Genomic DNA, 19,704 nt, shown 5'->3' with positions numbered 1-19,704 from the left:
GACAGAGCCAGGGGCCATCCCCGCGCACAAATCCTGCGGGGCCGAAAGGCAATTCAAGCATTCGCCCCACAACAGACCTTCGCCGGTGCCACGATGAACCAGCAACAAGCTAGACAGAGCTAGTTGGGAGAAGTTCGCGTGCCTGGGTACAACCTCGTCGACGAACCGTGGCTGACGGCGCGACCGGTCAGCGGCGGGCCGCCCGTAAGTCTGGGGATCGCCGAGGTCCTGGCCCGGGCCCACGAACTCGAGGGCCTTGTCGTCGAGCTCTCCACCCAGCTGCCAGCCGTTCTACGCCAGGTGTTGCTGCCCGTAGTCGCCCATGCCGCGGGTGCACCCCGAACCCTCCGCGAGAAGGCCGAACGGCTCACGCAGAAGGGCGGGTTCACGAAGGACGAGCTGGGTGACATCCAGGCCTACCTCGACGAACACCGAGGGAAGTTCGACCTCTTCGATCCCGAGATGCCGTTCGGGCAGGTCGCCGGGCTGCGCACCGCCAAGGGCGAGACGAAGGGCTCCGCCGCCTTGGTGGCGACGGCGGCGAGCGGTAACAACGTCCCACTGTTCGCCAACCGCACTGACGCGGACCCCCTCGACCTGACGCCCGCCCAAGCTGCCCACTGGCTCCTACACGCGCACTGCTGGGACACGGCGGCGATCAAGACCGGCGTCGTCGGTGACCCCGAGGTCAAGGCGGGCAAGACGACGGGAAATCCGACCGGCCCGCTCGGCCAGCTCGGCGTCATCATCCCCACCGGGCAAACCCTCTACGAGACCCTCATGCTGAACCTCCCACTCACCCCGCCCGGCAACCTTGGGGTCCCGCAGTGGCTGCAAGGCCCCCACAAACCCGCGTGGAAGTCCCGCGAGGCCGAGGGCCTTCTCGATCTATGGACGTGGCAGGCCCGGCGCATTCGACTCATCCCGCACCACGACGAGAACGGTCAGCTGAGGGTCGCCCGGGTGGTCATCAGCGCCGGTGACCGCCTCACGCCCCTGCCCGAGAAGGAGCCGCACACCGCCTGGACGTTCACCGCCCCGGCCAAGAAGTCCGCTTCGGCCCTGCCCGAGCGCAGGCCGCGCCGTCACACCCAGGGCAAGGCCGCCTGGCGGGGCCTGGACGCTCTCCTCGCGGCGACCCGCCAGGGGCCGGAGGGCACCTTCGAGACCAGCGTCCTGCTCGACGAGATCAGCGCCCTACGGGAGATTGGCCGACTCGAAGGCAACTACCCGCTGCAGGTCGAGACCTTCGGCATGGTCTACGGCACCCAGTCCTCCGTCGTCGAGGATGTCATCCACGACGCCATCCCGCTGCCGCTGCTCGCCCTCCAGCAGGACAGCGAAGCCCACCAGCTGCTCCTGGACGTCGCCGAGCAGGCGGAACGGCTCGCCCAGGCCGTCAACAACCTCTCCGCCGACCTGCGCCGGGCCGCCGGAACCGACCCCATCCCCTGGGACAAGGGCCAGCGCCCCGGCGAACTGCTCCTGCACACCCTCGACCCCCAGGTGCGCCGCCTGCTCGCCGGCGTACGCAAAGCCGGCACCGGCGCCGACGACGTCCTGGACCAAGGCCGACTCGCCTGGGAGCACGTCGCTTCCCGTCACGCGTGGGATGCGGCGAACACGCTCCTGCTGGCCGCACCCGCCACCACGTTCGGCGGCCGCACCCTCGATCAGAGCGGCAAGACGGGCAAGACGCACACCTATCGGCTCGGCACGGCCGGCGCCAACTTCCGGCGGCAGGTCGACGAGATCCTGCCTCGCCACGCCGACGCCCTACGGCAAGCAGCCGCCGCCCGCGCGGCCGAGACCGGGCCCGCCATCGACTCCGAATCCGACTCTGGAGCGGACTTTGACTACTGAGCACAAGAACGCCGTCAAGCGACGTCCGTACTGGGAGAGGTTCACCGCCCCTGACCACACCTGGCGCATCGACCCCCGCAGCGGGCAGCCGCGCCGACCGCCCGGAGAGGACCTCGCGGCCCTGCGCTCCGGCCTTGGGCGCCCCGTCATGGACAGCCCCAAGATGTGGCCGCTCTACAGCTGTGAGGTCGATGACGTCCTCGCGCTGCGCGACGAGGTCTCTGACGAGCAGAAGGCCGAGCACGCCGCCCTGGCCCTGTTCGGCCTCCACCAGCAGAGCCAGTCCAAGCCCATGCACCGCCGCGGCGTCAAGCTCGGTCAGGCTCTGCGCGCCCTGCGTCGCAGTGGCAAGTTCAGTGAGGAGGCGCTCGACACCCGGGTCGCCCAACTCGCCGGCGCCACCAGTGTGTCCGCGCTGCTGGTCCACCTGCGCGGCTTGATCACCCAACTGCGCACCGTCGGGCAGCCGTTGGACTACAACCACCTGATGGCCGACATCCAGGCCTGGCACCACACCGACCGGCGCCCGCAGGTCCGCCTCAAGTGGGCCATCGGCTACCAGACGTGGAAGGACCAGACACCCGCCGACTGACCGCAACTGCGACAACCCGCTGCCCAGGCGCACCCACCACCATCAGACCATCACCCTTCCAGGAGAAGCGCATGACCGACCACCTTTACATCGACGTGCACATCCTGCAGACCGTCCCGCCGGCCAACCTCAACCGCGACGACAATGGCAACCCCAAGGAGGCCTACTTCGGCGGCAAGCGCCGCTCCCGCGTCTCCTCCCAGGCCTGGAAGCGCGCCACCCGCATCCACTTCGCCGAGGGCCGCGACCCACAGGATCTCGCCACCCGCACCAAGCGGATCGCCGCCCAGCTCGCCAAGGGCATCGCCGAGCGCACCGGCATCGCGGCCGAGGACGCGCAGCGGATCGCCGACGCCCTGATCAAGGAGACTGGGATCTCCGTGGGCAAAAAGGAAGGCGACACCGCCTACCTCCTCTTCTACGGGCGCCGCCAGCTGGGCAGCATCATCGACCTCGTCGCCGAGAATGCCACCGGCCTCGCCGCCCTCGATGCCAAGGCCCTGGCTGAGGCCGCCAAGGCCCTGCCAGTCAAAGAGCAGCTGCAGACCGGCCACCCCGCCGACGTCGCGCTCTTCGGCCGCATGGTCGCCGACATCCCCAGCCTCAACGTCGACGCCGCCACCCAGGTCGCCCACGCCATCTCCACCCACGCCGCCGAACTCGAATTCGACTATTACACCGCCGTCGACGACGAGAACACCGCCGACGAGACCGGCGCCGGCATGATCGGCACCATCGGCTTCAACTCCGCCACCCTCTACCGCTACGCCACCGTCGGCCTGCACCAGCTGCGCGACAACCTCGGCGACGACAAGGCCGCCATCGACGCCGTCGACCTCTTCGTCGACTCCTTCGCCCGCTCCATGCCCACCGGCTACGGCAACTCCTTCGCCCACCGCACCCGCCCCAGCCTGGTCGCCGTCGTCGTCCGCGCCGACCAGCCCGTCAACCTCGTCTCCGCCTACGAGAACCCCGTCCCGGCGAGCCAGGGCATCGTCGCCGAGTCCGCGCGCCGCCTCGCCGCGGAGTTCACCACCGCCACCGAACAGTGGGGCGACACCCCGCTGTACGTCGGCATCTGCCACACCCTCGGCACCGACACCGACGAGACCGGGCAGCAGCTGGCGAAGGCATTCGGCACCAACCGCACCTTCACCGAACTGCGCGACGGCCTGCGTACCGCCCTCACCGAGCGGGTGAACGACAACTGATGCCCGCCGAGCCCACCCGCGCACCGGCCCCGGAGCAGGATCAGGCGGTCCTCGTCCTCCGCCTCGCCGCACCTCTCCAGTCCTGGGGCGAGCGCAGCGCCTTCAACCGCCGTGACACCCCGCCCCAGCCGACCAAGTCGGGTGTGGTCGGACTGCTCGCCGCCGCCGCAGGCCGCCCGCGGGAAGCGGACATCACCGACCTGGTCGGCCTACGCCTGGGCGTGCGCATCGACCAGCCGGGCACGCTGCTGCGCGACTACCACACCGTCAGCGACTACCGGAGCCGGCCGCTGCCGCAGGCCGGCGTCAACGCCAAGGGCCTGCAGAAGCCGACCTCCCCCGCCAAGGACACCCACGTCACCCACCGCTACTACCTCCAGGACGCGGTGTTCGTTGCCGCCGTCCAGGGCCCGGCCGCCCTCGTCACGACGCTCGCCGAGGCGATCCGCCGCCCCGCCTTCCCCCTCGCGCTCGGTCGGCGCTCCTGCGTCCCCACCCAGCCGATCACCCTCGGCGCGGTGCGCGGCGGCGCCCTGGAGGACGTCCTGGCCGAGGAGCCCTGGCAGGCGGGCGCCGCCGCCAAGAACGCCTATCTTCGTCGGGCCGAGCGCGCCCCGGAGCCGTTCTCCCCCCACCGGATCGACCTGGCCGCGACCTTCGATGATCCGTCGGGTGAGGACACTCTGCAGGACGTGCCCCGCTCCTTCGCACCCCGCGAACGCGGATTCTCCACCCGGCGGATCCGTCACACCTGGCTCGATGTCCCCACCGGCCTCCGCTCATCCGCCACGACCGCGCAGCCGGCTACGGAGGCCGGCGGCCACGACCCGTTCGCCCTGCTGGGCTGGTGACCCGATGACCTACCTCTCCCGCGTCCGCATCAACCCCCTGCGTGCCGCCAGCCGTAACCTGCTCGCCAACCCCCGCTCCCTGCACGGCGCTGTCCTGGCGGGCATCCCCGACACCGCCCCGGGCGACCGGATCCTGTGGCGACTGGACGCCGACCACCCGCGCCGCCCCATGCTGCTGGTCCTCACCCCCTCCAAGCCCGACTGGACCCACATCGTCGAACAGGCCGGATGGCCCGACGCCGAAGGCGAGCACTACGCGATCCGCGACTATAGCCCGCTGCTCGCCCAGCTCGCCGTCGGCCGCGAGTTCGCCTTCCGGCTCAAGGCCAGCCCCGTCCAGAACACCTCCAAGCCCGAGAAGGCGAGCGCGCACCACTCCAAGACCGCCGCCGAACTCCACCACCGCTCCTACCGGATGGCCCACCGCACCGCCGCCCAGCAACTCACCTGGTTCCTGGACCGCACCACCCGCTGGGGCTTCACCATCCCGGAGTCCCGAACGGACCGCCCCGCACCGGGTCTCGAACCGCACGCCGCCGATACCCCGGCCGAGGCGCAGACCGCACGGGAGGTGAGGATCACCGACCGCAGCCGCGTCACCTTCACCAAGCCCGGCACCCGTACCCCCGTCACCCTCACCACTGCCACCTTCGAAGGCCGCCTGCGCATCACCGACCCCGGCCTCCTGCAGGCCTCGCTCCTCGGCGGCATCGGCCCGTCCAAGGCCTACGGCTGCGGCCTGCTCACCTTCGCCCCACTGCCCGCCGGAGCCCGCTGACCGATGGCCGACATCTGGTGGAAAGCCCACCCCCACGACCTGCACCGCCTCTCCGACCGCGTCTCCAGCGTCTACGTCGAGCGCAGCCACATCGACCGCGACGAGAACGCCGTCGTCGTCATCAACAAACGCGAGACCGTCCGCGTCCCCGCCGCCATGGTCGCCGTCATGCTCCTCGGCCCCGGAACCCGCATCACCCACGGCGCCGTCAACCTGCTCGCCGACTCCGGCACCACCGTGTGCTGGGTCGGCGAGCAGGGCGTACGCATGTACGCCGCAGGGCTCGGCCCCAGCCGAGGCGCAGCCCTCCTCAACCGGCAGGCCTGGCTGGTGAGCCGGACCAAGGAACGCCTGGCCGTCGCACGGACGATGTACCGCATGCGGTTTCCCGGCGAGGACGTCAGCACCGCCACCATGCAGCAGCTGCGCGGCCGCGAAGGCGCCCGCATCCGCAAGCTCTACCAGGCGGAATCCCGCCGAACCGGCGTCCCATGGAACGGCCGCGTCTACAAGGCGGGCGACGCCTACGCCGCGGGTGACGACCTCAACCGCCTCCTGTCGGCGGCCAACGCCGCCCTCTACGGAATCTGTCACGCGGTCATCACCGGTCTGGGTGCGAGCCCCGGCCTCGGGTTCGTCCACACAGGCCTGGCGACCTCGTTCGTCCTCGACATCGCCGACCTCTACAAGGCCGAATACACCATCCCCCTCGCCTTCGACCTCGCCAAGCAAGGCCACACTGAGGAACGCGACGCCCGCCTCGGCCTGCGCGACCGCATCGCCCAAGACAAGTTGCTGGGCCGCATCGTCCACGACGTCAAGGCCCTCCTCAGCCCGGACGGCACCGACATGCCCGACGTCGAGGTCAACGAGCTCTGGGACGAACGAGTCGGCACCGTCCAAGGCGGCGTCAACTGGTCGGGCACTGAGGACACGCTAACGGTCTCTGTCTCGGACCCGGGAATGGGCGATGAACACCTGGCCATCATCGGCCCGGAGTTCACGCAGGACACGAGCAGCCCGTGACCGTCATCATCCTCATCGCAGCCCCCGAAGGCCTACGTGGGCACCTCACCCGCTGGATGGTCGAGGTCAACGCCGGCGTCTTCGTCGGCACCCCCAGCCGTCGCATCCGCGACCGTCTCTGGGACCTCCTCGCCACCCGCATCGGCGACGGCCAAGCCGTCCTCGTCGAACCCGCCACCAACGAACAAGGCTGGACTGTCCGTACAGCCGGAAAGGACCGCTGGAAGCCCGTCGACTTCGACGGACTGATTCTCTCAGCCCGCTCCCGCCGATAAACCCGCAGGTCACGAAGCGTCGGCCCCGCACGCGCGGGGGTTGCTCCCGGCCGCCTGACCCCCCTTGTCCCCCAGGTCAGTCGGCCCCGCACGCGCGGGGGTTGCTCCGCCGCAGGGCCCGCCCCCGGTGAGGGGGACGGGGTCGGCCCCGCACGCGCGGGGGTTGCTCCACGCAGGTTCGGCTACCGAACCCCTACCGACTGTCGGCCCCGCACGCGCGGGGGTTGCTCCGCGGGTTTCTCCACGATCCGGCTCCCCCGAATGTCGGCCCCGCACGCGCGGGGGTTGCTCCCGGCGCGGTAGGCCACGTTGGCGATCTGGGCGGTCGGCCCCGCACGCGCGGGGGTTGCTCCCCGATTGCGGCCCCGGCACCCAGTGCTCGGAGGTCGGCCCCGCACGCGCGGGGGTTGCTCGGGGGATGTTCCTTCGCCATCTCCCACTCCCTTGTCGGCCCCGCACGCGCGGGGGTTGCTCCTGAGAGAAGCGAAATCGAGGGTGGCACGGGTGGTCGGCCCCGCACGCGCGGGGGTTGCTCCCTCGCCGGTGCACTCGCCGAGCAGGGCAAGCGGTCGGCCCCGCACGCGCGGGGGTTGCTCCCGTCCATCCCGTCTCTATCCGGCCGCACTCCCGTCGGCCCCGCACGCGCGGGGGTTGCTCCGGTGGTCGAGATGGGGCGGGGTGCCGTCAGGGGTCGGCCCCGCACGCGCGGGGGTTGCTCCCCGTCCGACTGGTGGCAGATCTCCGACCCGGGGTCGGCCCCGCACGCGCGGGGGTTGCTCCCCTTGGTCCCCGTGCTCACGGCCGGCGGTCAGGTCGGCCCCGCACGCGCGGGGGTTGCTCCACCATCCGACTCCCGCGAATGGGCTCGCTCATGTCGGCCCCGCACGCGCGGGGGTTGCTCTCCAACGTCCTCACTCTCCGCTATCACCATCCGGTCGGCCCCGCACGCGCGGGGGTTGCTCGGCCGGCGACGTCGCCCCCGAGGCCGGCGACGAGTCGGCCCCGCACGCGCGGGGGTTGCTCCCCGGGCGAGTCGGTCGGCGACGCGCTGCGCCTGTCGGCCCCGCACGCGCGGGGGTTGCTCCGGCATGTACGCCGCCCAGATGGGCCGCGCCAGGTCGGCCCCGCACGCGCGGGGGTTGCTCCCGACGCTTGAATTCCTCCCACGGGACGAACTCGTCGGCCCCGCACGCGCGGGGGTTGCTCCCGCCCGGCGTAGTCGGCCTGTTCGGGCTGCACGTCGGCCCCGCACGCGCGGGGGTTGCTCCCTCGCACGCGCGCGACGCACGCGCGTGTATAGGTCGGCCCCGCACGCGCGGGGGTTGCTCCTCGACCGAGGACGTCCGGGTCTACTGCAACACGTCGGCCCCGCACGCGCGGGGGTTGCTCGTGTAGGGGGTGCCCGTGAAGGGGAGCAGGATGGTCGGCCCCGCACGCGCGGGGGTTGCTCCCCGCAGCGCGAGCCTCACGCCCGGCACCGTGCGTCGGCCCCGCACGCGCGGGGGTTGCTCCACGCCCTCCGCATCGCCGCTGTCCCCTGGGCGGTCGGCCCCGCACGCGCGGGGGTTGCTCCACGGTGACGATCACGGGCGGCAGGAAGTAGAGGTCGGCCCCGCACGCGCGGGGGTTGCTCCGATCCGGGGGCGCCGCCGAGCCTCAGCGCGCCGTCGGCCCCGCACGCGCGGGGGTTGCTCTTGGGGTGCGCTCCCCTGGTGAGACGTCCCCGGGTCGGCCCCGCACGCGCGGGGGTTGCTCCCAGTTCTGCGTGTTCACCGGCGCGTCGGGCACGTCGGCCCCGCACGCGCGGGGGTTGCTCATAGCCGGTATATCCTGCCGAATCAGTGAGTCCGTCGGCCCCGCACGCGCGGGGGTTGCTCCTCACCGATGCTGACGGTCGACCAGACCACGGAGTCGGCCCCGCACGCGCGGGGGTTGCTCCACACTGACCGCGTGGCTGCGCACCGCCGGCCTGTCGGCCCCGCACGCGCGGGGGTTGCTCGGCCACTTGAGACGGACGCTGCGGCGGCTGATCGTCGGCCCCGCACGCGCGGGGGTTGCTCTTCTCGCGGTACCGTCACCGGCCCAAGGTCAAGGTCGGCCCCGCACGCGCGGGGGTTGCTCCTTCCCCGGGTCCACCCAGACGAGTGCCGGCTGGTCGGCCCCGCACGCGCGGGGGTTGCTCCTGCCAGAAGTGGGTGCGCGCCGGCCGGGCCTCGTCGGCCCCGCACGCGCGGGGGTTGCTCGCCCTGGCCGTCCTCGTCTCCGGCCTGGTCGGCCCCGCACGCGCGGGGGTTGCTCTCTCTGGTACAAGTCGCAGCGCGCGCACAAGGCGTCGGCCCCGCACGCGCGGGGGTTGCTCCCCCGTCCGGAAGAACCGGCGGCTCTCTGCCTGGTCGGCCCCGCACGCGCGGGGGTTGCTCCCACCCGGAGGAATCCGTGACCGCCACCGACCGGTCGGCCCCGCACGCGCGGGGGTTGCTCCCTGCGCCTGGTCGAGGCGGCCCGCGCCCGGTCGTCGGCCCCGCACGCGCGGGGGTTGCTCCGTGACGGTTACCGGGTCGGTCACGGCCGACCGGTCGGCCCCGCACGCGCGGGGGTTGCTCCGCCGCCCGCCGTGACAAGCCGGTCGCCGACATGTCGGCCCCGCACGCGCGGGGGTGCTCCCAGCAGGACGAGGGGCCAGCCGCGGACCTCGCGTCGGCCCCGCACGCGCGGGGGTTGCTCCGTAGAGGAGCAGCATCGTGAACCTGAACCCGTGTCGGCCCCGCACGCGCGGGGGTTGCTCCGCCAACGTCGACCACCTGCTGATCGGCCCGGCCGTCGGCCCCGCACGCGCGGGGGTTGCTCCTGCTCGACCACCCACGCGCCGATCTGGGCATAGTCGGCCCCGCACGCGCGGGGGTTGCTCCTCGCCGCCCTCCTTCCGCGGCCCGGGCTGGAGGTCGGCCCCGCACGCGCGGGGGTTGCTCCCGCTACATCCGCGCTTACCAGGAAGGCGACACGTCGGCCCCGCACGCGCGGGGGTTGCTCCACCGCGTCGTTGCGGAAGGCGAGCACCTCGTTGTCGGCCCCGCACGCGCGGGGGTTGCTCCCGACCCCCTACCCCTACCCCTACCGAGGTGTGGTCGGCCCCGCACGCGCGGGGGTTGCTCCCGGATCCGCCGGTGCCACTGGAGCGGCCGGGCGTCGGCCCCGCACGCGCGGGGGTTGCTCCGCTGCCTGGCCGTCGCCGAGGTGCGGTGCGGCGTCGGCCCCGCACGCGCGGGGGTTGCTCGTGGTTCGACACCGGGAGCGCGGCGCCGGCCGGGTCGGCCCCGCACGCGCGGGGGTTGCTCGAGCTCTGTCCAGGGTGCGTTCCTCGGCCAACTGTCGGCCCCGCACGCGCGGGGGTTGCTCCTCCTCGCCCGCGTCTTCGACGACGTCGACACCGTCGGCCCCGCACGCGCGGGGGTTGCTCCGCGCAAGTCTCGCCACGAGGGAGGTCCACGCAGTCGGCCCCGCACGCGCGGGGGTTGCTCCGCCCCATGGACCTGTTCCGCGAGTTCGTGATGGTCGGCCCCGCACGCGCGGGGGTTGCTCCGGCGGCGCGCATGTGCAGGGCGGCCGCTGCCGGTCGGCCCCGCACGCGCGGGGGTTGCTCCCCGAAGACGACCGAGCCGTACAGGCTGCTGGAGTCGGCCCCGCACGCGCGGGGGTTGCTCCCGTGCGGTCCGTACGGGTGTGGGCCGTACGGCGTCGGCCCCGCACGCGCGGGGGTTGCTCTGCCGCCTGACCTGCGACGTTGTCGGTTCCAACGTCGGCCCCGCACGCGCGGGGGTTGCTCCTGCACCGGCCACTGCGAGCCGTCCCCCTGCTGGTCGGCCCCGCACGCGCGGGGGTTGCTCCGGCATTACTGGCTCCTGTTTCTCGGTGGGCGGGTCGGCCCCGCACGCGCGGGGGTTGCTCACATCTTCGGCACCCTGCGCGAACTCGGGTCGGCGTCGGCCCCGCACGCGCGGGGGTTGCTCCCGGGGTACCGTCTCGCTTCCCCCTCTCGGGAGGTCGGCCCCGCACGCGCGGGGGTTGCTCCCGGTGGCGGTGATCTCGCTGTGCCCGTGCTGGGTCGGCCCCGCACGCGCGGGGGTTGCTCCTCGGTTCCGGACCAGGGGTTGGTGGTGGTGCCGTCGGCCCCGCACGCGCGGGGGTTGCTCCACCGCCAAGGCTTCGTTCTTCGGCACGGGACAGTCGGCCCCGCACGCGCGGGGGTTGCTCGCCGCAGCAGGGCCGCAGGACTGACCTGCACCCGTCGGCCCCGCACGCGCGGGGGTTGCTCCACACGCGGGCGGTACGGTCCGTGGTTCAGCTGGTCGGCCCCGCACGCGCGGGGGTTGCTCCGGTGTCCTCGTCGTCCTCGACGCCCGGCCAGCGTCGGCCCCGCACGCGCGGGGGTTGCTCGTGAAGTCCGTCGGTCGACCCATCGGCCACACGGTCGGCCCCGCACGCGCGGGGGTTGCTCTGCGGATCAGGATTTCCCGGCGCCGTTCGTCGTGTCGGCCCCGCACGCGCGGGGGTTGCTCCGGGGACACGGACACCTGCATGGCGCTGTTCGAGTCGGCCCCGCACGCGCGGGGGTTGCTCCCCTTCGACGTGACCGTGATCGACGCCTCCCGCGTCGGCCCCGCACGCGCGGGGGTTGCTCCCACGATGTTCGCGTAGTACTCGGCGTTCGCCGGTCGGCCCCGCACGCGCGGGGGTTGCTCTACGCAGCTCAACAGCGCTTCTCAGGTCAAAGGAGTCGGCCCCGCACGCGCGGGGGTTGCTCCGAAGGGGAGGGGAAAGGGATGGCAGGGATTCCGTCGGCCCCGCACGCGCGGGGGTTGCTCCCGCCACTTCTCCCGCCCGAGGATGGCGCTGCAGTCGGCCCCGCACGCGCGGGGGTTGCTCCGAGATCGCTGAGGCCCGGCTGAGGCAGCGCCTGTCGGCCCCGCACGCGCGGGGGTTGCTCCAGAGCGTCGGCGCCCCTGCCCCGGGTCGGGTTGTCGGCCCCGCACGCGCGGGGGTTGCTCCTCCCGCTCCGCCGGGCTGGTGAGCGGGCTGTCGTCGGCCCCGCACGCGCGGGGGTTGCTCCTGGGGGCGGCGATGACCACCAGGACCGTGGCTGTCGGCCCCGCACGCGCGGGGGTTGCTCCCTCAAGCGCCGGACGAGAGCGAGAGCTGACCGGTCGGCCCCGCACGCGCGGGGGTTGCTCCCCGCCCGAGGCTGTCCAAGTGAGGACTCGGGAGTCGGCCCCACACGCGCGGGGGTTGCTCCAGCCGGCCCGTCCGGCGGGTACGCGGCCAGGAGTCGGCCCCGCACGCGCGGGGGTTGCTCCAAGGGGGTCGGGATGGTGCCGCTGGGCATCGTGTCGGCCCCGCACGCGCGGGGGGTTGCTCGTCAGACACCCACACCTCGGGGTTCCCGCCGTCGTCGGCCCCGCACGCGCGGGGGTTGCTCGCCGCAGCTAGCCAGCGCGCCAGCCTGCAGACGGTCGGCCCCGCACGCGCGGGGGTTGCTCCCTGGTGCTCGGCGCCCAGGCCGCCGTGCCGCCGTCGGCCCCGCACGCGCGGGGGTTGCTCCGGGTACCTGAAGATGACGCTCGCGTCCGTCGGGTCGGCCCCGCACGCGCGGGGGTTGCTCCCAGGCCGCGTACTGGCCGCTGGTCTGGGGCAAGTCGGGCCCGCACGCGCGGGGGTTGCTCCTTGACGTCGCGGATCTGCCACCGGGTCGACACGTCGGCCCCGCACGCGCGGGGGTTGCTCGGCCGGCGGATCCGCCTCCACCACTCGCGCCGCGTCGGCCCCGCACGCGCGGGGGTTGCTCCGCGAACGTGGCGTTCAACGAGGACGGGCCGGCGTCGGCCCCGCACGCGCGGGGGTTGCTCCTGGACGGTGTGCAGGGCCGGGGGAGTCTGCGAGTCGGCCCCGCACGCGCGGGGGTTGCTCCGGCCTGGAGGCACTGTGGGAGAGCGCGGTCACGTCGGCCCCGCACGCGCGGGGGTTGCTCGCCGGTGTTCTCCGCCGTTCCACGGGACATGGCGTCGGCCCCGCACGCGCGGGGATTGCTTCAGCCCCAGGGCCGGGTTTTGCGACGACGTCCAGTCGGCCCTGCACGCGCGGCGGCTGTCGACGACCTCGAGGTCTCTGACCCGGTCGCCGACTGCCAGCAGGACTGGGGCGGACAGTAATGATTGACGACGATCCGGGCTGACGAATCCGGTGAGACGGGTGCCCACTACCAGGCTTAAGCGGCGCGGCCAAAATCGGCGAGGCCGCGATGATTGCCACGGATCAGCCGAACAGAGGAGAAATCCGTGCCCGAGCAGTTCATGAGTGTCAAGCAGACGGCCGAGTATCTGAACATGTCTCTTGCCTGGGTCTATCGCGAGGCGCCCCGATTGGGTCTCTCCGCGTACAAGTTCGGAAATGGGAGGAATGCAAAGATTCAGTTCAAGGTGTCGGAGGTGCAGGCGTGGGTGAAGCAGCAGAACACGCCTGCACCCTGAGCATGTTGGTCAAGCGCTGAGAGGGCCCGCTCAACGGCGGGCCCTCTCAGCGCATTCAGGTGGCCAGGCCGAGATCGAGGAGTTGGGCGGCTCGGCTGATGGAGCCGGGCATGAGGTGGCGGTAGATCGTGAAGGTGACGTCGACGCTACGGTGGCCCATCCATTCCGCCACGTCGGTGATCGGTATGCCGGTGCTCAGGCAGTTCGACGCGAAGAAGTGGCGGAGCCCGTAGAGCACCATCCCTTCGGGGATGTCGACCTGGCCGGACTTCTTGATCTTCCGCCACTGACTGTCGATGACGTGGTGCGGAATGGCCTGGGTGATGTCCTTGGGATTGCGGAGGAGGTAGCCGTCCACGGTTCCGTACGTAGCGGCGTACTGCTCGATGGAGTGCTTGGTGCGGGCCGGCAGCGGAACGTCGCGGTACTCGCCGACCTTGCGGTGCTTCAGGCGGGCGTAGGCCTTGGAGGCCTGGTTGACCTGTTCGGTGACACGGTAAACGTTGTCGGCGACGATGTTGTTGATGTTGACTGCATACGCTTCGCCGTTGCGCAGACCACAGCCGCTCATGAGGTCGGTGACCAAGCGGAAGGCGTCGTCGCCTGCGGTCCGGATCTGCTGCAACTGGGCGACGGACGGGATCACCGCACGCTCCGGGTCGTACTGAGGTGCTTTGACCCCGTCGAGCGGGCTATCCTCATAGAGGCCGAGCCGGTGGGCGTCCAGCAGGATGGTCTTCAGGCTGATGAAGACGTTGATCTGGGTGGCCATGCCGATGCCGTTTCGCTCCATCGTCTGGATGAACGCTTCGACAACCTTGTGGTCGAACGTACCCATGCGGCGACTGCCGAAGGCGGGCAGGAGGTGGTTCCTCAGAAGGGAGTCGAGGTTCCGCAGCGACGTGGGGCTCAGGTCGCGTTGGCCCTTGAGCCACTCGGCGACATAGTCGGAGAAGCGCATCCCTCCGTACTTCTGGATGCGCTCGGCCTTGCGCTGGCTCTGGGGGGAGTTCTTCCACGCGTGGTAGACCTCGGCGAGACGGGTCTTGGCCTTGTCCTGGGTGGCGAAGCCGGACTCCTCCGTCTGGCGCCCCGCCGCGTTGCGGAACCTGATCTTGTACTCGTGCGGGCACTTGCTCCAGCGGGACTCGGGGTGCTCGCACTCCTTGAAGAAGCTGCCCATGCCGCGGGTGAGGCCTGTGGTTGCCACGGTGCTCGGAACCTCCGGGAGTCTTGCTGACCTTATGCTGACTCCGGATGGTCGATCATGCCCCTGAGCTGGGTGGAAACGTCAGTCTCGTGATATCTGGGCGAAGTACGGGTTGGTGTAGCTGGTGCCCTCGGTGGCCTTGACGTAGGCGAACCGGGCGCCGTTGGCCGCCGCGGTGGACCAGGCGACGTTGCCCTGGTAGCTGGCGACGTCCATTCCGGCGGTCTGGGTGACGGCGAGGGAGGCGGCGGGCGTCCCGCCGGGGCGGCCCTCGTGGGCGACGACGGTGGATCCGGCGAAGTCGCGGTCGGGGTGGAAGGCCGGACGGCCCTCGACGACGGGGGCGACGGAGGCGGCGGCGGCGGGGGCGAGAGGGGCGGGGTCGGCCGCGTAGGCGGGCGCGGTGACACCGGCGACCAGGGCGGTCGCGGCGGCCAGCGCTGCCAGGGCGGGCAGTCGGCGGCCGGCTCCTGGTCTGGTGGTACCGGTGGGGCGGGCGGAGCGGGAAGAGCGAAGCATGGACACTCCTCTGGTTCCGGTGCGGGTGGCCCAACTGGATTGCTACGGCCGCTAGTTGATCCGGCCGGAGGAGAAGGGTAGCCATGTGCCCGCCAATTGCGCCAGGTGTCTGCCGCCACACCGTGAACTCCGCGACCTGTGGCACCATGCCCGGAAGTCGACATTCTTCGAGGAGAGGACCAGCAGCATGTCCGACACCGCCACGGGGCCCGGCGCCGTACCCGCCGGGGAGCCCGCCTTCCGGGTCGCGACCCTCGCCGACGTCCCGGCGCTGGTCGAACTGGTCGAGTCCGCCTACCGGGGCGAGGCGAGCAAGGCCGGCTGGACCACCGAGGCGGACCTGCTGGACGGGCAGCGCACCGACGCGACGAGCGTCGCCGAGGCCGTCGAGGACCCGGACGGAGTGGTGCTGCTGGTCGAGCGCGACGGCGAACTGGTCGCCTGCTGCCAGCTGGAGCGGCGCTCCGACCGTGCCTACTTCGGCATGTTCTCGGTGCGCCCGACGCTGCAGGGCGGCGGGATCGGCCGGGTGGTGCTGGCCGAGGCGGAGCGGGTGGCCCGGGAGGAGTGGGGCGTCGGGCTGCTGGAGATGAAGGTGGTCGAGCAGCGCGGCGACCTGATCGCCTGGTACGAGCGGCGCGGGTTCCGCCGTACCGGCGAGTACAGCCCTTTCCCGTACGGGGACGAGCGCTTCGGCATCCCGCGCCGGCCGGACCTCCGGTTCGAGCTGTTGACCAAGGAGCTGAAGGGGGCCTGAAGGAGGCCCGAGGGGCCTGTCGCTGACCTGTGCCGAGCCCGCCCGACGACGAGGAGCTCGGCGTCGACGTCTTCTTCGTCGTCTCCGGCTTCCTGATCACCGGCCTGATCACCGGCCTGCTCACCGGCCGCGCGCTCGGGCCCGTGGGGCTCAGCCGTAGAACTGGTGGCAGAGGCGGGCCTGCTCCGAGCCGGCCGGCCAGCGGCCGATGCGTTCGGCCTGGTCGCAGATGTTGCCCGGGCCGAGGGAGGGCACCTTCTGGGCTCCGCCGTTCGGGGTCGGGCGGGTGCCGGGGCTGGGGTGCGGGGTGCGGCCGGACCTGGGCTGGGCGCCGGGGGAGGGATGCCGGCCCTCGGTGTGCCCCGGCCCGGCCTGGGCGGCCGCCGGGGTGGCCGGGTCCCCGCTCGGCGGGGTGGCCGAGTCCTCGCCACCCGCCGGAGTGCTCCCGGCGCTGCTGGGCGAGGGCAGCGGGGACGGCGCGGGCATGCCGTCCGTCAGCGGGTCCGACGGGGTGGCGGAGGGCGAGGCGTCCGGCATGCTCACCACCCGGACGTCGTCCCCCGAGCCCGGGCCGCACATCACCAGGACCGCCGCCAGCACGGCGAGCGTCCCGCCCGCCGCCACCGCCCACGCCTTCCGCGAACGGCGCGGCGGCTCCGGCGCCGGCGGCACCGGCGGGCCCACGCGCGGCGGGCCCGCCTGGGGCGGAATCGGGACCGGCGGCGGCTGCCAGGCGTTCGACGGCCACTGCCACTGTCCTCCGGTGGGCTGCCCAGTCATCTGATCGTCCTTCCAGCGCGCCCCCTCCGTACCTTTCCGTGCTCAACGAGCGCGCGGACTCCGGGACATGACCCGGAAGAGGGGTCTGGACGGGCGCGGATTGCCGCCGCGCCACATGCTGGGGGTCATGGAGACCAACAGCACGACCGCACACCTGGTCGAGGTGGCCGAGTTCCGCACCGACAGCCGCTACCGCCTCGTCCACTTCGAGGGGCACGGCTGGGAACCGCTCGCCCCCGAGGAGTTCGAGCCCCGGATCCACCAGCTCTTCCCCGACGTCGACCCGCGGGACCCGGTCAAGGTGCACTGGGCCGACCGGCCCTGGGAATGGCCGGCCTGGCACCCCGGTGAGGCCTGATCCACCGATCACCGCGCCGCCGTTCGCTACGCTTTCCGGGTGAGCGTGGATCACTTCTGGCGTCGCCTGCCGGGTCAGGCCGTGGACACCTGTTCGCCCGAGGAACTCGGCGAACTGGTGCCCCGGAGCCGCGACCGCCGGTACGACCGACTGGCCGCCGACGGACTCGCCCTCGGGGTGCGGCAGACCGCCGCCCTGATGGAGGTCGCGCTCACCGAGAACGGACTGCACCCCGACCCGGCCGCCCGGCTGCCCGTCTACGGCGGCGCCCGCCCCGGAACCGGGATGCTCGTGCTGCGCCCCGAACAGGTCGCCGCGGCCTCCACCTTCCTGCGCGGCTCGGCGCTCGGCGAACTCGTCCGCCAGCAGGACACCGTGCTCGCCCGGCGGGTCGCCCAACTCGACGCCGCGCCGCCCTGGTCGGAGACCTGGGCCGCCCGCGTCGTCCACGACCTGCGCGAACTGCGGGACTTCTTCGCGGGCGCGGCCGCGGCCGGGGACGCGGTGGTCGTCCGGGAGTCGGCGGGGGCGGTCCGATGAGCACCGCGGGGAGCACCGCGGGCGCCACGGGTGGTGCGGGTACCGCGAGCACCGCCGGTTACGGCGAGGCGGCGGAGCAGCTCGCCGTCCAGTACGAGAGCGTGGCCTTCACCGACGTCCACCGCTCGCGCCTGCACCTCTACCCGGCCGCGCCCGCCGCCGTCCTGGACGTCGGCGCCGGCACCGGACGCGACGCCGCCGCCCTGGCCGCCCTCGGCCACCGGGTGGTGGCCGTCGAACCGACCCCCGAACTACGGGCGGTGGGCCGACGGCTGCACCCGGACGCGGACATCCGGTGGGTCGCCGACGCGCTGCCCGAACTGCCCCGGCTGAGCGCCGAGGGCGAGCGCTTCGACCTCATCCTGCTCACGGCGGTGTGGATGCACCTCACCCCCGCCGAAGGCCCGACGGCCATGGACGCCCTCGCCCGCCTGCTCGCCCCCGGCGCCCGCCTCGCCCTCACCCTCCGCCACGGCCCCGTCCCACCCGGCCGCCGGATGTTCGACCTCCCGCCCGAGCACACCATCGCCCTGGCCCGGACCCGCGGCCTCCACCTGCTCCACCGCGGCGCCCGCCGCGACCTGCACGGCCGGGAGGGCGTCAGCTGGACGGAGCTGGTCCTCGGGCGCGAACACTGACCGGCTGCGAACACTGACCGGCGGCGGCACTGACCGGCGTACCCGGCAGGATGCGGGGACGCCGTCGGCGGTCGGGTGGCGGTTGTTCCCGGGATCGTGCCGGTCGCTACGATGCGCGGCGTGCTTCTCGCTGTTGACGTGCATTCGCATGCCTACCAAATCGGACAGTATTCGGCCGAGTGGGGCATACCCGCCCTGATCGCAGTCGTCATCGCCTGGTGGTGCACGCGCACCTGGCGCAATCCCCGCGCGCACACCCTGGAGGAAGCGCCCCGGATCGCGGCAGTGCGGAGGAGGCGTACGAACGTCAGCATCCTGGCCACCGCCGTCGCCGCCGGCGCCGTGGCGGCCGCGGTGGTCGTCGAGGTGGCCACGGACCGCGACTACGGCCCGGCGGCCGTGTCCGGACCGGCCGGGCGCACCGTCGAGGCTCCGGAAGAGGTCGCCGGCTACCACCTGATGACCGGCGAGGCCGCAGCCGCGCTGTCGGCCCGGATGCCGAGTGCGAGCCCCGATCACTACTGGTTCTACTCGTCCACACCGGGCGACACCCGGCCGAGCCTGATGCTCAGCGCCTCCACCACGGCGTGGAGTCCCCGGCTGGCCAAGGAGAAGGCCGCGCACTCGGTCTCCTGGGGCCTGTTCAACTTCTTCGCGGGCGCCCGGGTCGACGATCCCCAGGACGTCGATGCCGGTCCGCTGGGCGGGGCCATGCAGTGCGGGTACCGGGACGGAAAGGCGGCGGCGATGATCTGCCACTGGGACGACGCCTCGACGTCGGCCTCCGTCGCGGTCTTCGGCATGACGGACGTCCACCAGGCCGGGGCGATCGCCCTGCAGTTCCGCAACGCGGCGGAGCACTGATGGCCGGGCCCACGGCGAACCGCACGCCGGGCGGTCCGCCGCCCGGTCACCGGGCCGTCGAGAACCTGGTCGCGCGGTACGCCGAGCTGGTGGACGACGGGGACTTCGCGGGGGTGGGGGAGCTGTTCGCGGACGCCGTGTTCGTGGGCAGCGGCGCGCCGGTGCGCGGGCGGGAGGCGGTGGAGCGGATGCTCCGGGAGAGCGCGATCGTCTACGGCCCTGGTGGGCGATGTGAGCCGCCACCTGCGGCGGTCGGCCGGGCAGGGGTAGTACGGCGGCTGCGGGTCAGCAGCGCAGTTCGGGCGGGAAGCCCGTCCAGCGCAGGTCCTCGGGCAGGTGGCCCTGGTCGTTCAGCAGGAGGACGGACGAGGGGCGGCCGGGGGCGAAGCGCAGGACGGTGAGGGCCGCGTTGGCGGCGTTGAGGCCGAGCCAGCGCCACCTGGGGGCGTCCAGGGCGTGGCGGACCAGCCAGCCGACCAGGAAGGCGTGGGTGACGACCAGTTCGTGCCGCTCCTCGCCGCCCGGGACGGGCCCGGTGAACCGCTCGACGGCCCGGCGGGCCAGTTCCGGGCCCCGGGCGAGTTCCTCCGCCGAGGCGCCGGACAGGAAGTTCAGCAGGAACTCCGCGCTGTCGGTGGGCAGTTCGTCGGCCGAGGGCAGGTAGGGGACGTAGTCGTCGGCTTCCTCGCAGACCGACACCGCCGCCTCGCCCAGCTGCTCCCCGACCAGGCGGGCGGTCTCCACGGCCCGGGGGAGCGGCCCGTGGTGCACCGCCGTGATGGGGCGGTTCGCCAGGTGGCGGCCGAGCAGGACGGCCTGGCGGCGTCCGGCGGCGGTGAGGCCGCCGCCGTCCGGGCCGTCGGAGGAGGCCTCGCCGTGGCGGGCGAGGTAGAGGTAGCGGGTGGCGGTGTCGGGCATGCT

The 19,704-nt window shown here is 72.8% G+C and carries 18 protein-coding genes and 1 CRISPR repeat array; of the genes, 14 read left to right on the top strand and 4 right to left on the bottom strand.

Going from position 1 to position 19,704, the window contains the following annotated elements:
* Positions 1–138: 138 nt before the first annotated feature.
* The 8 genes from casA to ACZ6Z8_RS04570 all read left to right on the top strand — a co-directional run bounded on the left by casA (position 139) and on the right by ACZ6Z8_RS04570 (position 13,117).
* Complete coding sequence (gene casA, locus ACZ6Z8_RS04605; RefSeq protein ID WP_465606253.1) at positions 139–1,863, top strand: type I-E CRISPR-associated protein Cse1/CasA; 1,725 nt, start codon at positions 139–141, stop codon at positions 1,861–1,863.
* Entirely contained in the window at positions 1,853–2,455 is a 603-nt protein-coding gene (gene casB / locus ACZ6Z8_RS04600; protein WP_465606251.1) for a type I-E CRISPR-associated protein Cse2/CasB, read from the top strand. The genes casA and casB overlap by 11 nt, the downstream gene beginning before the upstream one ends.
* Positions 2,456–2,526: 71 nt before the next feature.
* Positions 2,527–3,666: a type I-E CRISPR-associated protein Cas7/Cse4/CasC gene (gene cas7e / locus ACZ6Z8_RS04595; protein ID WP_465606249.1), complete on the top strand. Its 1,140-nt coding sequence runs from the start codon at positions 2,527–2,529 to the stop codon at positions 3,664–3,666.
* The gene (cas5e, locus tag ACZ6Z8_RS04590; protein ID WP_465606247.1) at positions 3,666–4,517 is read left to right on the top strand and encodes a type I-E CRISPR-associated protein Cas5/CasD; all 852 of its coding nucleotides are present in this window, start codon (positions 3,666–3,668) and stop codon (positions 4,515–4,517) included. Before cas7e ends, cas5e begins: the two co-directional genes overlap by 1 nt.
* A 4-nt stretch (positions 4,518–4,521) precedes the next feature.
* Entirely contained in the window at positions 4,522–5,295 is a 774-nt protein-coding gene (gene cas6e, locus ACZ6Z8_RS04585) for a type I-E CRISPR-associated protein Cas6/Cse3/CasE (protein WP_465606246.1), read from the top strand.
* A 3-nt stretch (positions 5,296–5,298) separates the two neighbouring features.
* Positions 5,299–6,321 (top strand): type I-E CRISPR-associated endonuclease Cas1e, encoded by a 1,023-nt coding sequence (gene cas1e / locus ACZ6Z8_RS04580; RefSeq protein WP_465606244.1) that lies wholly within the window; start codon positions 5,299–5,301, stop codon positions 6,319–6,321.
* Positions 6,318–6,596 carry a type I-E CRISPR-associated endoribonuclease Cas2e gene (gene cas2e, locus ACZ6Z8_RS04575; RefSeq protein ID WP_331744407.1) on the top strand — a complete coding sequence of 93 codons (279 nt, stop codon included), beginning with the start codon at positions 6,318–6,320 and terminating at the stop codon, positions 6,594–6,596. Before cas1e ends, cas2e begins: the two co-directional genes overlap by 4 nt.
* Positions 6,597–6,614: 18 nt before the next feature.
* Positions 6,615–12,680: a CRISPR direct-repeat array (repeat unit 29 nt; unit sequence GTCGGCCCCGCACGCGCGGGGGTTGCTCC).
* Positions 12,681–12,925: 245 nt separating this feature from the next.
* Positions 12,926–13,117, top strand: a complete 192-nt coding sequence (locus tag ACZ6Z8_RS04570) for a helix-turn-helix transcriptional regulator (RefSeq protein ID WP_465606242.1) — start codon at positions 12,926–12,928, stop codon at positions 13,115–13,117.
* 55 nt (positions 13,118–13,172) lie between these two features.
* Here ACZ6Z8_RS04570 and ACZ6Z8_RS04565 read toward each other — a convergent pair whose 3' ends face one another.
* The gene (locus ACZ6Z8_RS04565) at positions 13,173–14,327 is read right to left on the bottom strand and encodes a tyrosine-type recombinase/integrase (RefSeq protein WP_465606241.1); all 1,155 of its coding nucleotides are present in this window, start codon (positions 14,325–14,327) and stop codon (positions 13,173–13,175) included.
* An 81-nt stretch (positions 14,328–14,408) separates the two neighbouring features.
* Positions 14,409–14,846 carry a GH25 family lysozyme gene (locus ACZ6Z8_RS04560; protein WP_465606239.1) on the bottom strand — a complete coding sequence of 146 codons (438 nt, stop codon included), beginning with the start codon at positions 14,844–14,846 and terminating at the stop codon, positions 14,409–14,411.
* 187 nt (positions 14,847–15,033) lie between these two features.
* Between ACZ6Z8_RS04560 and ACZ6Z8_RS04555 the strand changes: the two genes are divergently transcribed.
* Entirely contained in the window at positions 15,034–15,603 is a 570-nt protein-coding gene (locus ACZ6Z8_RS04555; protein WP_465606237.1) for a GNAT family N-acetyltransferase, read from the top strand.
* A gap of 150 nt (positions 15,604–15,753) precedes the next feature.
* On the opposite strand, the gene ACZ6Z8_RS04550 is transcribed toward ACZ6Z8_RS04555, so the two are convergent.
* Positions 15,754–16,383: a hypothetical protein gene (locus ACZ6Z8_RS04550; protein WP_465606236.1), complete on the bottom strand. Its 630-nt coding sequence runs from the start codon at positions 16,381–16,383 to the stop codon at positions 15,754–15,756.
* Positions 16,384–16,510: 127 nt separating this feature from the next.
* Between ACZ6Z8_RS04550 and ACZ6Z8_RS04545 the strand changes: the two genes are divergently transcribed.
* From ACZ6Z8_RS04545 to ACZ6Z8_RS04525, 5 genes are all read left to right on the top strand, one after another.
* The gene (locus tag ACZ6Z8_RS04545; RefSeq protein ID WP_402817911.1) at positions 16,511–16,741 is read left to right on the top strand and encodes a hypothetical protein; all 231 of its coding nucleotides are present in this window, start codon (positions 16,511–16,513) and stop codon (positions 16,739–16,741) included.
* Between the two features lie 39 nt (positions 16,742–16,780).
* Positions 16,781–17,281, top strand: coding sequence for a hypothetical protein (locus tag ACZ6Z8_RS04540; RefSeq protein WP_465606234.1), 501 nt, complete (start codon positions 16,781–16,783; stop codon positions 17,279–17,281).
* Entirely contained in the window at positions 17,278–17,919 is a 642-nt protein-coding gene (locus ACZ6Z8_RS04535) for a class I SAM-dependent methyltransferase (protein WP_465606232.1), read from the top strand. Before ACZ6Z8_RS04540 ends, ACZ6Z8_RS04535 begins: the two co-directional genes overlap by 4 nt.
* A gap of 120 nt (positions 17,920–18,039) precedes the next feature.
* Positions 18,040–18,783 carry a hypothetical protein gene (locus ACZ6Z8_RS04530; RefSeq protein ID WP_465606230.1) on the top strand — a complete coding sequence of 248 codons (744 nt, stop codon included), beginning with the start codon at positions 18,040–18,042 and terminating at the stop codon, positions 18,781–18,783.
* Positions 18,783–19,184, top strand: coding sequence for a nuclear transport factor 2 family protein (locus ACZ6Z8_RS04525; RefSeq protein ID WP_465606228.1), 402 nt, complete (start codon positions 18,783–18,785; stop codon positions 19,182–19,184). The genes ACZ6Z8_RS04530 and ACZ6Z8_RS04525 overlap by 1 nt, the downstream gene beginning before the upstream one ends.
* Here ACZ6Z8_RS04525 and ACZ6Z8_RS04520 read toward each other — a convergent pair.
* Entirely contained in the window at positions 19,069–19,701 is a 633-nt protein-coding gene (locus tag ACZ6Z8_RS04520) for a histidine phosphatase family protein (RefSeq protein WP_465606227.1), read from the bottom strand. The two genes, ACZ6Z8_RS04525 and ACZ6Z8_RS04520, sit on opposite strands and share 116 nt — an antisense overlap.
* Between the last annotated feature and the right edge of the window lie 3 nt (positions 19,702–19,704).

The organism is Kitasatospora sp. NPDC101108 (assembly GCF_055584725.1).
Note: the sequence above shows the minus strand (reverse complement) of the source record. Positions and strands in the feature narration are given on the sequence as shown.

Excerpts from the sequence above, each read along its gene's own strand:
- cas7e (WP_465606249.1), top strand. The coding sequence starts at position 2,527 with ATGACCGACCACCTTTACATCGACGTGCACATCCTGCAGACCGTCCCG.
- cas5e (WP_465606247.1), top strand. The coding sequence starts at position 3,666 with ATGCCCGCCGAGCCCACCCGCGCACCGGCCCCGGAGCAGGATCAGGCG.
- cas6e (WP_465606246.1), top strand. The coding sequence starts at position 4,522 with ATGACCTACCTCTCCCGCGTCCGCATCAACCCCCTGCGTGCCGCCAGC.
- cas1e (WP_465606244.1), top strand. The coding sequence starts at position 5,299 with ATGGCCGACATCTGGTGGAAAGCCCACCCCCACGACCTGCACCGCCTC.
- ACZ6Z8_RS04560 (WP_465606239.1), bottom strand. The coding sequence starts at position 14,846 with ATGCTTCGCTCTTCCCGCTCCGCCCGCCCCACCGGTACCACCAGACCA.
- ACZ6Z8_RS04555 (WP_465606237.1), top strand. The coding sequence starts at position 15,034 with ATGTCCGACACCGCCACGGGGCCCGGCGCCGTACCCGCCGGGGAGCCC.
- ACZ6Z8_RS04550 (WP_465606236.1), bottom strand. The coding sequence starts at position 16,383 with ATGACTGGGCAGCCCACCGGAGGACAGTGGCAGTGGCCGTCGAACGCC.
- ACZ6Z8_RS04545 (WP_402817911.1), top strand. The coding sequence starts at position 16,511 with ATGGAGACCAACAGCACGACCGCACACCTGGTCGAGGTGGCCGAGTTC.
- ACZ6Z8_RS04535 (WP_465606232.1), top strand. The coding sequence starts at position 17,278 with ATGAGCACCGCGGGGAGCACCGCGGGCGCCACGGGTGGTGCGGGTACC.
- ACZ6Z8_RS04525 (WP_465606228.1), top strand. The coding sequence starts at position 18,783 with ATGGCCGGGCCCACGGCGAACCGCACGCCGGGCGGTCCGCCGCCCGGT.
- ACZ6Z8_RS04520 (WP_465606227.1), bottom strand. The coding sequence starts at position 19,701 with ATGCCCGACACCGCCACCCGCTACCTCTACCTCGCCCGCCACGGCGAG.